Annotated in this window: 12 protein-coding genes; 7 read left to right on the plus strand and 5 right to left on the minus strand. The window is 73.1% G+C overall.

The window, feature by feature from the left end:
* Positions 1-8: 8 nt before the first annotated feature.
* Complete coding sequence (locus ACWIYF_RS01460) at positions 9-941, minus strand: acyl-ACP desaturase (RefSeq protein WP_448626337.1); 933 nt, start codon at positions 939-941, stop codon at positions 9-11.
* Positions 942-1,139: 198 nt separating this feature from the next.
* Here ACWIYF_RS01460 and ACWIYF_RS01465 point away from each other — a divergent pair, with 198 nt between their 5' ends.
* Entirely contained in the window at positions 1,140-2,693 is a 1,554-nt protein-coding gene (locus ACWIYF_RS01465) for an LCP family glycopolymer transferase (RefSeq protein WP_448626338.1), read from the plus strand.
* Positions 2,694-2,962: 269 nt separating this feature from the next.
* Here ACWIYF_RS01465 and ACWIYF_RS01470 read toward each other — a convergent pair whose 3' ends face one another.
* Genes ACWIYF_RS01470 through ACWIYF_RS01485 form a run of 4 tightly spaced genes read right to left on the minus strand, consistent with a single transcriptional unit; the run spans position 2,963 to position 6,874 of the window.
* On the minus strand, positions 2,963-3,589 hold the full coding sequence (locus tag ACWIYF_RS01470) for a LutC/YkgG family protein (protein WP_448626339.1): 627 nt from the start codon (positions 3,587-3,589) through the stop codon (positions 2,963-2,965).
* Positions 3,586-5,082 (minus strand): LutB/LldF family L-lactate oxidation iron-sulfur protein, encoded by a 1,497-nt coding sequence (locus ACWIYF_RS01475; RefSeq protein WP_448626340.1) that lies wholly within the window; start codon positions 5,080-5,082, stop codon positions 3,586-3,588. Before ACWIYF_RS01475 ends, ACWIYF_RS01470 begins: the two co-directional genes overlap by 4 nt.
* The gene (locus tag ACWIYF_RS01480; RefSeq protein ID WP_448626341.1) at positions 5,079-5,852 is read right to left on the minus strand and encodes a (Fe-S)-binding protein; all 774 of its coding nucleotides are present in this window, start codon (positions 5,850-5,852) and stop codon (positions 5,079-5,081) included. The genes ACWIYF_RS01475 and ACWIYF_RS01480 overlap by 4 nt, the downstream gene beginning before the upstream one ends.
* Positions 5,849-6,874 (minus strand): LacI family DNA-binding transcriptional regulator, encoded by a 1,026-nt coding sequence (locus ACWIYF_RS01485; RefSeq protein WP_448626342.1) that lies wholly within the window; start codon positions 6,872-6,874, stop codon positions 5,849-5,851. The genes ACWIYF_RS01480 and ACWIYF_RS01485 overlap by 4 nt, the downstream gene beginning before the upstream one ends.
* 203 nt (positions 6,875-7,077) lie before the next feature.
* On the opposite strand from ACWIYF_RS01485, the gene ACWIYF_RS01490 reads away from it, so the two are divergent.
* From ACWIYF_RS01490 to rhaI, 6 genes are all read left to right on the plus strand, one after another.
* On the plus strand, positions 7,078-8,616 hold the full coding sequence (locus ACWIYF_RS01490) for a sugar ABC transporter ATP-binding protein (protein ID WP_448626343.1): 1,539 nt from the start codon (positions 7,078-7,080) through the stop codon (positions 8,614-8,616).
* The gene (locus ACWIYF_RS01495) at positions 8,613-9,680 is read left to right on the plus strand and encodes an ABC transporter permease (protein ID WP_448626344.1); all 1,068 of its coding nucleotides are present in this window, start codon (positions 8,613-8,615) and stop codon (positions 9,678-9,680) included. The genes ACWIYF_RS01490 and ACWIYF_RS01495 overlap by 4 nt, the downstream gene beginning before the upstream one ends.
* Complete coding sequence (locus tag ACWIYF_RS01500; RefSeq protein WP_448626345.1) at positions 9,670-10,707, plus strand: ABC transporter permease; 1,038 nt, start codon at positions 9,670-9,672, stop codon at positions 10,705-10,707. The genes ACWIYF_RS01495 and ACWIYF_RS01500 overlap by 11 nt, the downstream gene beginning before the upstream one ends.
* An 88-nt stretch (positions 10,708-10,795) precedes the next feature.
* Positions 10,796-11,881: a rhamnose ABC transporter substrate-binding protein gene (gene rhaS, locus ACWIYF_RS01505; RefSeq protein WP_448626346.1), complete on the plus strand. Its 1,086-nt coding sequence runs from the start codon at positions 10,796-10,798 to the stop codon at positions 11,879-11,881.
* A 76-nt stretch (positions 11,882-11,957) separates the two neighbouring features.
* A complete protein-coding gene (locus ACWIYF_RS01510) occupies positions 11,958-12,335 on the plus strand; it encodes an L-rhamnose mutarotase (protein WP_448626347.1) in 378 nt (125 codons plus the stop codon).
* Entirely contained in the window at positions 12,332-13,501 is a 1,170-nt protein-coding gene (gene rhaI, locus ACWIYF_RS01515) for an L-rhamnose isomerase (protein WP_448626348.1), read from the plus strand. Before ACWIYF_RS01510 ends, rhaI begins: the two co-directional genes overlap by 4 nt.
* The last annotated feature ends 4 nt before the right edge of the window (positions 13,502-13,505 follow it).

Raw genomic sequence — 13,505 nt, forward strand, 5'->3', positions numbered from 1 at the left:
GCCGGCGCTCAGGCCTTGGCGGCGGCGCGGGCGCGGGCGCGCTCGCGGCTCTCGACGAAGCGGGTGGCCTGCGCGTCCAGGCCCTCGAGGAAGGTGGCCAGCTCCTCGCGGGCCTTCTCGCCGGCGGGGCCGAGGTCGGTGCGCTCGAAGACCTTCCAGGCCCGCAGCACCGGGCTGACCACCTCGTCGTGGTGCAGCCGCAGGTCGTAGATCCCGGCCTTGGCGATCAGCATCGAGTTGCGCCGGAAGTTGGCCATGGTGGCGCCGGGCATCTCGAAGCCGACGACCTCCTTGGTGACCGCCTGCATGGCGAGGTCGGGGTCGACGTCGAAGGCCGCGGCCATGAGGTTGCGGTAGAAGACCATGTGCAGGTTCTCGTCGGTCGCGATGCGGGCGAGCAGCTTGTCGGCGATCGGGTCGCCGGTGGCGCGGCCGGTGTTGCGGTGCGAGACGCGGGTGGCCAGCTCCTGGAAGGAGACGTAGGCGATCGCCTCGAGCGGGGTCTTGTCGCCGGAGTCGTAGCCGGTGGTCATGTAGTCCATCCGGGCCCGCTCCAGCTCCACGGGGTCGACGCCCCGGGTGACCACGAGGTAGTCGCGCAGCGCGATGCCGTGCCGGTTCTCCTCCGCCGTCCACCGGCCGACCCACTGGCCCCACGCGCCGTCCGTGCCGAACCGGGTGGCGATCTCGCGGTGGTAGCTCGGCAGGTTGTCCTCCGTCAGGAGGTTCGTGATCATCGCCGCCTTGGCGGTCTCGTCGAGCCGCGACTGCTCCGGCGACCAGTCGTCCCCGCCGAGGAAGGCGAAGTTCCGCCCCTCCGACCACGGGATGTAGTCGTGCGGGTGCCACTCCTTGGCCAGGGAGAGGTGCCGGTCGAGGTTCTGCGCGACCACCTGCTCCAGCTCGATGAGGACGGCGCTCTGTGGGGACGTGCTCGTCATGGGACCCTCCGGCTCGCCTACGATTCCGTAACCTACGCTTCCGTAACCAACGGGTGGTCTCAAGGGGTAGTGCCCGGATGGGACCCAGCTCACCCCCGAGCGGGTGCACTGCTGCACAGCCAGGATGCGCGGCCGGGCTCCTGACAGCTTTCGGTGGGAGCATGGCCGGATGAGCTGGGGTTCCCGCGAGGCAGACGCGTGACGGCGAACCTCGACGCACCCCCGTCCGCGGGCGCCGGGGACCACGGCCGCCGCTCCCGGCGCCGCCGGACCGCCCGCAGCTTCGCGGCCGCACTCGGCCTCACCGTGGTCGGCGCGATCCTCCCCGGGACGGCGTTCCTCGCGGCCGGGCGCCGCAAGCTCGGCGCGCTGACGCTGCTGGTGTTCCTCGCGCTGGTCGGCGGCGGAATCTACCTGGCCACGGCCGGGCGCCGGACGGCCGTGCAGCTCGCCGTCGACTCGAGCTCGTTGCTCTGGGTGATCGGCGGGGTGGCGCTGGTCGGGCTGCTGTGGATCGTCGTGATCGCCGCCGGCTACCGGATGCTGGTGCCGGCGGGCACCCGCCCGGCCAAGCACGTGCTCGGCGTCCTGCTCGTCCTGCTGCTCGCCGCCGGTGTCGCGCTGCCCGCGTACTGGGGGACCCGCCTGGCCGGTGCCCAGCGCGGCCTGCTCGACGGCGTGTTCGCCGACGACCGCGAGTCGGCCACCGTCGTCGACACCCCCAACCCGTTCGGCGACAAGGCCCGGGTCAACGTGCTGCTCCTGGGCGGTGACTCCGGTCCGGGACGCGAGGGGCTGCGCACCGACACCGTGATCGTGGCCAGCATCGACACCGACACCGGCAACACGGTCCTGTTCAGCCTGCCCCGCAACCTCGAGGACCTGCCGTTCCCCGAGGACAGCCCGCTGGCCGAGGTCTACCCAGACGGCTTCGACGCCGGCAGCGAGAGCGAGAGCCTGCTCAACGCCGTGTACGGCAACGGGCCGCGGGACCACCCCGACATCCTCGGCCCGACCGACGACCCGGGCGCCGACTTCCTCAAGCTCGGCGTCGGCGAGGCCCTGGGCCTGCACATCGACTACTTCGTGCTGGTCAACCTCGAGGGGTTCAGCCGGCTGGTCGACGCGCTGGGCGGCATCACCGTCAACATCAACTACTGGGTGCCCATCAACGGCGACCCCGGCACCGGGGAACTGCCCGACGACTACTTCGCGCCGGGCCCGGACCAGCACCTCGACGGCAACGGTGCGCTGCAGTTCGCCCGCGGCCGGTACGGCCTCACCGACTACGACCGGATGGCCCGCCAGCGCTGCACGATCGACGCGATCATCGAGGCCGCCGACCCGGTCACCCTGCTGCGCCAGTACCAGCAGATCGCCGACACCACGCAGGACATCGTCAGCACCGACATCCCGCGGTCGGCCCTGGACGACTTCGTCGACCTCGCGTTCCTGGTCAAGGACGCCGAGGTGCGCAGCGTCGTCTTCGACACCAGCCTGATCGACCCGGCCTACCCGGACTACGACGCCATGCGGCAGATCGTGCGGGACGCGATCGACCCGCCGGCGACGACGACCCCGCCGACCAGCAGCGCCCCGGCCGACGGGACGACGCCGGCGTCGCCGACCGCGGGGGAGACCCCGCCGCCGGCGCAGTCCCCGGTCGCCGAGGTGGGCGACGCCTGCGCCTACGACCCGCAGCAGGCCGCGGAGGCCCGGGCCGAGGGCAAGCCGCCGTCCAAGGCGGACTAATGCCGCGTCAGGCAACCCTTGCCCTGGCGGGGGGACGGGCCGGCCGCGATACCGCCGAGTGTCGCCTGACGGCGGTATCCCGAGCTCGGTGAACCACCACGATGCGCCTCTCGGTGGGTATCCGATCCACTCCGCCTACGGGAGCGACGGCGAGCCGACGTCGCGGCACATCAGGAATGCGCCGTGTCCGCACATCGCTTGCCCGCCGAGAACCGCGACAGCAGCGGGACTGATCTGCCGCACCAGGGCAAAGGTTCGCAGCCGCGGCACTAGCTCGCGAGGACGACGACCAGCGTCCGGGGGCCGTGCACGCCCTCGACCCGCGAGAGCTCGATGTCGCTGGTCGCCGAGGGGCCGCTGATCATGGTCAGCGGCGCGACCGGGTCGAGCCGCGCCAGGCCCTCCGGGACGCCGCCGACGACCTGGTCGGCGGTGACGACGCAGACCAGGCAGTCGGGCAGCAGCGAGACCGCCCGGCGCCCGGTGGCCGGCGTCCCGTCGAGGACCAGCGTGCCGGTCTCCGCGACGGCGACGGCGACGCCGGTGACCGCCGCGGCGAACCCGGCGAGCTCCACCGCGGGCCGGCCGTCGTCCTCGGTCACGCCGTCCGGCCGCCACGCGGCGGGCAGACCGGGGGCGACGACGACGTCCGCGGGCCGCCAGCCGGTGCCGAGCCCCGCGTCCAGCGCGGCGGCGACCGTCGCGGAGATCGCGTCCGGCGCGCAGCGCAGGACCTGGGCCTTGTAGTCCTCGAGCCGGTCGACCAGGACGTCGCGCAGCACCTCGGGGGAGCGGTCGTCGGCGGTCCGGTAGCCGCGGGCGATCTCCGGTGGCCGCGCGCGGTCGGCACCCAGCGCCGTCCGGATCCGGCCCAGGACCTCTTCGCGGGCGCTCATCGGCCGTGCTCCTCGGCCCACTGCTGCGTGAACGTCTTCGCCGGCGGCGCCGGCAGGTCCCGGCTGCGGGTCCACTTCGACGCCGGCGGGGGCAGCGCCGCGGGCAGCACCGGCTTCCCGCGGGCGAGGAACCGGCCCAGCCCGGCGGCCCGCTGCGCCGCGTGCCACAGCCGCGGGTTGCTCATGGCCTTCGCCAGCCACCGGAACCCGAGCGCCTCGGCCCGCGGAAAGGAGGAGGCCCGCTCCTGCGCCTCGACGTGCTCGGCGCGCAGGTGCACGAGGATCGACGGGATGTCGATCGCCACCGGGCAGACGTCGTAGCAGGCGCCGCAGAGCGAGGACGCGTAGGGCAGCGAGGCGTTGTCCTCCACCCCGGTGAGCTGGGGGGAGAGGACGGCGCCGATCGGGCCGGGGTAGACCGAGCCGTAGGCGTGCCCGCCGGTGCGCTCGTAGACCGGGCAGACGTTGAGGCAGGCCGAGCAGCGGATGCAGTGCAGCGCCTCACGGCCGACCTCGTCGGCGAGCGTCGCCGTCCGGCCGTTGTCCAGCAGGACGAGGTGGAACTCCTGCGGCCCGTCGCCGGGGGTGACCCCGGCCCACAGGGAGGTGTAGGGGTTCATCCGCTCGCCGGTGGAGGAGCGGGGGAGCAGCTGCAGGAACACCTCGAGGTCGCGCCAGGTCGGCACCAGCTTCTCGATGCCCATGACGGTGATCAGCGTCTGGGGGAGGGTCAGGCACATCCGGCCGTTGCCCTCGCTCTCGACGACGGCGAGGGTGCCGGTCTCGGCGACGGCGAAGTTGGCCCCGCTGATCGCGACCCGGGCGCGCAGGAACCGCTCGCGCAGGTGGGCGCGGGCGGCCATGGCCAGCCGCCGCGGCTCGTCGGTGAGCGACGGGTCGACGCCGGGCATGGTGCGCAGGAAGATCTCGCGGATCTCGGCCCGGTTCTTGTGGATCGCCGGCACCAGGATGTGCGAGGGCTTGTCCTCGCCCAGCTGCACGATCAGCTCGGCCAGGTCGGTCTCGTGGGCGGCGATGCCCGCGGCCTCCAGGGCCTCGTTGAGGCCGATCTCCTGGGTGGCCATCGACTTGACCTTGACCACCTCGGCGGCGCCGGTGGCGCGCACCAGGTCGAGGACGATCGCGTTGGCCTCGTTCGCGTCGCGGGCCCAGTGCACGGTGCCGCCGCGGGCGGTCACCTGCTTCTCCAGCTCGAGCAGGTGCTCGTCGAGCCGGGCCATGGTCGCGGCCTTGATCGCGCGGCCGGCCTCGCGCAGCTGCGCCCAGTCCGGCACCTCGCCGACCACCGCGGCGCGCTTGCGGCGGATCGTGGACGTCGCGTGCCCCAGGTTGGCGCGCAGCTGCCCGTCCCGCAGCTTCTCGCGGGCGGCGTCGGGGAAGGACCGGTCGCCCCGCAGGTGGCCCACGCCGCGGGGGGCGGTGGGGAGGGTGGGCCGTTGCGCGGTGGGCAGGCCGAGGAACGTCGTGGTCATGCGGGGACCGCCGGCTTCGTCGTCTGGTGCGGGCTGACCGCCTCCTCGGTGGAGGCGAGGATCTCGGCCAGGTGCACCGTGCGGGTGCCCGAGCGCAGCCGGGAGAGCCCGCCGCCGATGTGCATCAGGCAGCTCGCGTCCCCGGCGGTGCAGACCTCGGCGTGCGTCGAGAGCACGTTGGCCATCTTGTCGGTGAGCATCGCCGTCGAGGTGTCGGCGTTCTTGACCGCGAACGTGCCGCCGAAGCCGCAGCACTGCTCGGCGCCGGGCAGCTCGACCAGCTCCAGCCCGCGCACGGCGCGCAGCAGCCGCAGCGGCCGGTCGCCGACCCGCAGCATCCGCAGCGAGTGGCAGGTCGGGTGGTAGGTGACCCGGTGCGGGTAGTACGCGCCGACGTCGGTGACGCCGAGGACGTCGACCAGGAACTGCGAGAGCTCGTAGGTCCGCTCCGCCAGTGCGGCGGCCTCGTCGGCCAGCGCCGTCTCCCCGGCCCGGCGCAGCACCATCGCCTGCTGGTGGTGGATCGACGCCACGCAGGATCCGGACGGCGCCACGACCGCCTCCGCGCCGGTGAAGGCGCGCACGTGGTTGGCGACGATCGGCACCGCCTCGCGCCGGTACCCGGTGTTGACGTGCATCTGCCCGCAGCAGGCCTGCCCCGGGGGGACGACGACCTCGTGGCCCAGCCGCTCCAGCAGCACGGCCGTCGCGCGCGCGACCTGCGGCGCGACGGTGTCCACCAGGCAGGTGGCGAACAGCGCGACCCTCATGCGGTTCCTCTCCGGGCGGCCGCGTGGGGACGGCGCACCATGCTCGACTCGCGGACGACCAGCGTCGGCTCGAAGACCAGCTGCTGGTGCAGGTGGGTCTCTCGCTCGTTGGCCTCCTCGATCAGCAGCTCCGCGGCGCGCCGGCCGAGCTCCTGACGCGGCTTGCGGACCGAGGTCAGCGGCACCGCCGCGGCCCCGGCGTAGTCGATGTCGTCGTAGCCCACGATGGCGAAGTCGTCGGGCACGCGCACGCCGTGCCGCACCATCTCCTGCAGCAGGCCCAGCGCGATCAGGTCGTTCGCGCACACGGCCGCGGTCGGCCGCCGGGCCTCCGGCATCCCGACGATCTGGGCGCCGGCCTCCCGGCCGCCGGCGACGGTCAGGGTGTCGGGGGAGAAGACGGTCAGCGCGTCGTCCGTGCCGAGGCGGTCCACGACCGCGCGGGTCACGCCCGCGTGCCGCTCCTGCACCTGCGGCAGGCCGGAGGACCCGCCGATGAAGGCGATCCGCTCGTGCCCGCGCTCCAGCAGGTGCTCGGCGGCGAGCTGGCCGCCCACGGCGTCGTCCACGGCGACCGAGCACTGGTCCGGGCCGGTCGCCCGCCGGTCGACCAGGACGACGGGGACGCCGCGCGCCCGCAGCGCCTCCAGCTCGGGGGAGAGCACCGCGGTCGGCGTGATCAGCACCCCCTGCACCCGCTGCTCGGCGAGGACGGCGAGGTAAGCCGCCTCCTTCTCGGGGCGGTCGTCGGCGTTGCAGAGGATCAGCGCCATCCCCTGCGCGTTGACGACGTCCTCGACCCCGCGCGCGACGTCGGTGAAGAAGGGGTTGGCGATGTCGAGCACCACCAGGCCCACCGTGCGGCTGGAGCCGGCGCGCAGGTGGCGGGCCGACTCGTTGCGGACGAACCCGAGCTCGGCGATGGCGGCCTGGACCCGCTCGCGGGTGGGCGGGCTGACCACCTCGGGCCGGTTCAGGACGTTGCTGACCGTGCCGACCGAGACGCCGGCCCTGGTCGCCACGTCCCGGATGCTCGCGGTCAGCTCTCCTCCTCGTCCGGCGTGAGGGCCGAATACTTCGCCACGTCCTGAACCGTGTCAATCACGCTCGGTCCGACCGCAGCCCGGTGTAGGACGCATCCCGAGCTACCGGTTGACACCTTCCTATCAGCCCTTCTATGGTCTGCGCCACATACGTTCATGAAACGTTTCACGCGGAGGTGGCCGTGGCGCACGACGACGCGTCAGCGACGCCCGGACCGGTCGTCCTCGCCCTCGAGGAGGTCAGCAAGTCCTTCGGTGCGGTGGCCGCGCTGCGCGGCGCCCGGCTGGAGCTGCGGGCGGGGGAGGCGCACGCGCTGGTCGGGGAGAACGGCGCGGGCAAGTCGACGCTGGTCAAGATCCTCGCGGGCGTGCACGCCCCGGACACCGGCCGCGTGCTGCTCGACGGCGAGCCGGCCCACCTCGACAGCCCGGCCGCCGCGCGGGCGGCGGGCATCGCCGTCATCTACCAGGAGCCGACGCTGTTCCCGGACCTGTCGGTCGCGGAGAACATCTTCATGGGCCGCCAGCCGCTCGTCAGCGGCCGGCGGATCGACCGCAAGCAGCTCACCGCCCGCTGCCGGGCGCTGTTCGAGCGCCTCGGCGTCCACCTCGACCCCGATCGGCCGGCCCGCGGCCTGTCCATCGCCGACCAGCAGATGGTGGAGATCGCCAAGGCGCTGTCGTTCGACGCCCGCGTGCTGGTCATGGACGAGCCCACCGCGGCGCTCTCCGGCGTCGAGGTCGAGCGGCTGTTCACCGTCGCCCGTGCCCTGCGGGACAAGGGGGCGGCGGTGCTGTTCATCTCCCACCGCTTCGACGAGGTCTTCGACCTCTGCGACCGCATCACCGTCATGCGCGACGGGCAGTGGGTCTCCACCGACCCCACCGCGGAGCTCACCGTCGACCAGGTGGTGCGCCGGATGGTCGGCCGGGAGGTCTCCTCCCTGTTCCCGAAGCAGGACGTCGAGCCCGGCGAGGTGGTCCTCGAGGTCCGCGGCCTGACCCGGCACGGCGTCTTCAGCGACGTCTCCTTCGACGTCCGCGCGGGGGAGATCGTCGCCCTCGCCGGGCTGGTCGGCGCCGGTCGCAGCGAGGTCGTGCGCGCCGTCTTCGGCGTCGACGGCTACGACGCGGGCTCGGTCCGGGTCGACGGCAGAGAACTGCGCAAGGGCAGTCCCGCCGCGGCCATGGCGGCGGGCATCGCGCTCGTCCCGGAGGACCGCCGTCAGCAGGGGCTGGTCATGGAGCTCTCCGTGGAGCGCAACGCGACCCTCACCCGGCGGTGGAAGCTCGCCCGGCTGGGCTGGCTGTCCCGCCGCCGCGAGCGCGCCACGGCGAGCGAGTGGTCCGGGCGGTTGCAGGTCAAGGCGGGGCGCCTGTCCGATCCCGTCTCGACGCTGTCCGGCGGCAACCAGCAGAAGGTCGTCCTCGCCAAGTGGCTGTCCACCGAGCCGCGGGTGCTGATCGTCGACGAGCCGACCCGCGGCATCGACGTCGGCACCAAGGCCGAGGTGCACCGGCTGCTCTCCCAGCTCGCCGCCCAGGGGCTGGCGGTGGTCATGGTCTCCAGCGAGCTCCCGGAGGTGCTCGGCATGGCCGATCGCGTGCTGGTGATGCACGAGGGCCGCCTCGTCGACGACATCCCGCGGGCCCGCGCGGACGAGGACACCGTCATGCTGGCCGCCACCGGCCAGGGCGGCGCGACGGCGGTGGCCTCGTGAGCGCGGCCCCGACGCAGCAGCTCGACGCCGAGCTCGCGCCGCCGGAGCGGACCGGCCGGCGCGGCGCGGCCCTCGTCCAGCGCCTGGTCGTCGTCCGGGAGCTGGGGATCGTCGCGGCCCTGCTGCTGCTGGTCCTGATCACGGTCATCGCCAACCCGCGCTTCCTGTCCGCGCAGAACGTCCGCGACCTGCTGCTCTCCGCCTCGATCCTCACGGTGCTGGCCGCCGGTCAGACGATCGTGATCATCACGCGGAACGTGGACCTGTCGGTCGGCTCGGTGCTCGGCCTGTCGGCCTACGCCTCGGGGACGCTGCTGGTCGAGTTCCCCGGCATCCCCGTCGTCCTGGTCCTGGTGGCCGGCATGGCGGTCGGCGCGGTGTGCGGCCTGGTCAACGGGGCGATCGTCGCCGTCGCGAAGGTGCCCTCGCTGGTCGTCACCCTGGGCACCCTGTACGCCTTCCGCGGCCTGGTCTCGCTGTGGGCCAGCAGCAGCGACCGGCTGCAGATCAACGCCGCCGACATGCCCGCCGGCTTCAAGTCGCTGGGCACCGCCCGGCTGCTCGGCATCCCGGTGCTGGCGCTCATCGCGCTGGTCGTGGTGCTGATCATCGGTTTCTACCTGCGCTCCTACCGCAGCGGCCGCGAGCTCTACGGGATCGGCTCGGACCCGGTGGCCGCGCGGCTGTCCGGGATCCCGGTGGGCCGCCGCGTGCTGACCGCGTTCGTCGTGAACGGGGCGCTCGCCGGCCTCGCCGGCGTCCTCTACGCCGCCCGTTTCCAGACGCTGGACGCGACCGCCGGCACCGGCCAGGAGCTGTTCGTCGTCGCGGCCGCCGTCGTCGGCGGGGTCGCGATCTTCGGCGGCAGCGGCTCGGTCTACGGCGCGGCGCTGGGCGCGCTGCTGCTCACCACCATCGGGACGGCGCTGCCCCAGCTGGGGCTCAACCCGTTCTGGCGGGACGCCGCCGTCGGCGCGCTGATCCTCGCCGCGATCATCCTGGACCGGACGCTCTCCCTGCGCCTGGCCCGCCGCCTGCGAGGGAGGAACGTCCGTGGCAGTTGACACCGCCCCGGCCGCCGGCGGCGCGACCGCCCGGCCCGCCGCGCCGGCCTCCCGCCTGCGGGTGCTCGGCAGCGGGGACGCCGTCATCACGTTCGTGCTGATCGCGTTCCTGCTGGTGGCCTCGTTCACCGTCGAGGGCTTCGCGTCCGCGCGCAACACCGGCTTCCTGCTGCTGGACGTCGTCATCATCGTGCTGATCGCGCTGCCGCTGACGCTGGTGATCGTCACCGGGGAGATCGACCTGTCCGTGGCCAGCACCGTCGGGCTGTCCAGCGCGGTGATGGGCAAGCTCTGGTTCGCCGGCCTGCCGCTGGAGCTGATCCTCCCGCTGTGCCTCGCGCTCGGGGCCGTGCTCGGCGCGGTCAACGGCTTCCTCGTCACCCGGCTCGGGCTGCCCTCCCTCGCCGTCACCATCGGGACCCTGGCGCTGTACCGGGGCCTCGCGTTCGTCGTCCTGGGCGACCAGGCCGTCGCCGACTTCCCCCGGTCCTGGACGTCGTGGGCGATCAGCAGCATCGGCGAGACCGGGATCCCGGTGGTCGTCGTCCCGCTGCTGGTCCTGGTGGTGATCACCGGGTTCGTCCTGCACGCCACGCCGATCGGCCGCTCGCTCTACGCGATGGGCAACAGCGAGGACGCCGCCCGCTTCAGCGGCATCGGCGTCGGGCGGACCAAGTTCTGGCTGTTCGTCGTGACCGGCGTGGTGGCCGCGCTCGGCGGCATCTACTGGACGCTGCGCTACGGCAGCGCGCGCGCCGACAACGCCCAGGGCCTCGAGCTGCAGGTGATCGCGGCGATCCTGCTCGGCGGCGTGTCCATCTTCGGCGGCCGCGGCGGGCTGCTCGGCGTCCTCGCGGGGGCGCTGCTGCTGGCGTCGCTGCGCAACGCGCTGCAGCTGGCCAACGTGCCCGCCGACGTCCTCAACATCGTGACCGGCGCGCTGCTGATCGTCGCCGTCGTCGCACCCCAGGTGACGGCCTGGGTCCGGGCCAGGGTCCGGCCCCGGGGCCGGCCGGTCACCCCATGAGCGCACCACCCCCGCGTCCAGGGACGGACGCGGACCCGTTTCCCCACCCCGGCCCCCCGAGGCGCCGGCGCACAGAGAGAGGAACCCGATGACGAGCTTCCTGACCCGCCGGCGCCTGCGCGGCGGCCTGACCGGGATCGCGGTCGCGGCCCTGGTCCTGACCACCGCCGCGTGCGGCGGCACCACCCGCGGCGAGGACGAGGGCGGTGACGCCGGCGGCCAGGCCAGCGCCAGCGCCAACCCCGAGGCCGAGATCCCCTCGGGCCTGAAGGTCACCTTCCTGCCGAAGCAGGTGAACAACCCCTACTTCGACGTCGCCGCCAAGGGCGGGGAAACCGCCGTGGGGCAGTTCGACGGCGAGTTCGCCCAGACCGGGCCGTCGGAGGCCAGCGCCTCCTCGCAGGTCAGCTACATCAACACGCTGACCCAGCAGGGGGTCGACGCCATCGTCGTGTCGGCCAACGACCCGAACGCGATCTGCAGCGCGCTGGACCAGGCCCGCTCGGCCGGCGCGAAGGTCGTGACCTTCGACTCCGACACCGACCCCGAGTGCCGGGACGTGTTCGTCAACCAGGCGACCGCCGAGGGCATCGCCCAGACGCAGGTCGACCTCATCGCCGACCAGGTCGGCGGCTCGGGGCAGGTGGCGATCCTCTCGGCGACGGCCAACGCCACGAACCAGAACGCCTGGATCGAGGTCATGAAGAGCTACGCCGCCCAGAAGTACCCGGACCTCGAGATCGTCACGACCGTCTACGGCGACGACGAGGACGAGAAGTCCTTCCAGGAGACCCAGGGCCTGCTCCAGACCTACCCGGACCTGAAGGGCATCATCTCGCCGACCACAGTGGGCATCGCCGCCGCGGCGCGCTACCTCTCCGGCTCGGAGTTCAAGGGCAAGGTCGCGCTGACCGGCCTGGGCACCCCGAACCAGATGCGGGAGTTCGTGAAGGACGGGACCGTCACGGCCTTCGCGCTGTGGAACCCGGAGGATCTGGGGTACCTGGCCGCGTATGCGGGCGCCGCCCTGGCCGCCGGCCAGATCACGGGTGCGGAGGGCGAGACGTTCACCGCCGGTGACCTGGGCGAGTACACGATCGGCGCGGACGGCGTCGTCGTCCTCGGCGACCCGACCGTGTTCAACGCCGACAACATCGACGACTTCGACTTCTGACGTCGTCCCCCCTGCCGCCGCCGGCCCGGCCGGCCGGCGGCGGCAGGAACCGTCACACCCCGAAAGGACTTCCACCGTGCCCCGCGTCTGCTTCACCCTCCAGGTCCGGCCGGACCGGCTGGAGGAGTACCGCGCCCGGCACGCCGCCGTCTGGCCGGAGATGCTGCGCGCGCTCCGGGACGCCGGATGGCGCGACTACCAGCTGTTCCTGCGCGAGGACGGCCTGCTCGTCGGCACCGTGGTGACCGACGACCTCGCCGCCGCGCAGGCCGCGATGGACGCCACCGAGGTGAGCGCCCGCTGGGAGGCCGAGATGGCCCCCTTCTTCGACCTGCCCGCCGGCCAGGACGGCCGCGGGAAGTCCCAGCTCGACCTGGTCTTCGACCTCGACGCCCAGCTCGCGGCGCTCGAGGACCCCACGACCACCGCCGCACCGATCGGAGAGACCCTGTGACAGACATCCGCGCCCGCGCGCTCGACGCGCTCGCGGCCCAGACCATCGAGCTGCCGTCGTGGGCGTTCGGCAACTCCGGCACGCGCTTCAAGGTGTTCGGGCAGCCCGGCGTCGCGCGCGACCCGTACGAGAAGCTCGAGGACGCCGCCCAGGTGCACAAGTACACGGGCGTGGCGCCGCGGGTGTCGCTGCACATCCCGTGGGACCTCGTCGACGACTACGGCAAGCTGGCCGCGCACGCGGCCGATCTCGGCGTGCAGATCGGGGCGATCAACTCCAACCTCTTCCAGGACGACGACTACCGCCTGGGCTCGCTGACCCACGCCGACAAGCGGGTCCGGGACAAGGCGATCGCGCACCACGCCCAGTGCGTCGACGTCATGCGGCAGACCGGCTCGACGGACCTCAAGCTCTGGCTGCCCGACGGCACCAACTACGCCGGTCAGGACGACCTGCGCGCCCGGCAGGACCGGCTGGCCGACTCGTTGCAGCAGATCTACGCGCTGCTCGACCCGGGCCACCGCCTGCTGCTCGAGTACAAGTTCTACGAGCCGTACTTCTACGCGATGGACATCCCGGACTGGGGCACCTCGCTGCTGCACTGCATGGCCCTGGGCGACCAGGCGACCGTCGTCCTGGACACCGGGCACCACGCGCCGGGCACCAACATCGAGTTCATCGTCATGCAGCTGCTGCGCGTGGGCCGGCTCGGCGCGTTCGACTTCAACTCCCGCTACTACGGCGACGACGACCTGATCGTGGGCTCGGCCGACCCGTTCCAGCTCTTCCGGATCATGAACGAGATCGTCGAGGCCGACGCGCTGGCCCCTGCGTCGAAGGTCAACTTCATGCTCGACCAGTGCCACAACATCGAGCCGAAGATCCCCGGCCAGATCCGCTCGGTGATGAACGTGCAGGAGGCCACGGCCAAGGCGCTGCTGGTGGACCGCGAGGCGCTGCGGGAGGCCCAGCTCTCCGGTGACGTGCTGGCCGCCCACGGCGCGCTGACCGACGCCTACAGCACCGACGTCCGCCCCCTCCTGGCCGAGTTGCGCGAGTCGAAGGGCCTGGACGCCGACCCGTACGCCGCCTACGCCCGCTCCGGCTACCAGGAGCGCATCGCCCGCGAGCGCGTCGGCGGACAGCAGGCCGGCTGGGGCGCGTAAGCCG

It is taken from the genome of Geodermatophilus sp. URMC 64 (assembly GCF_053502555.1).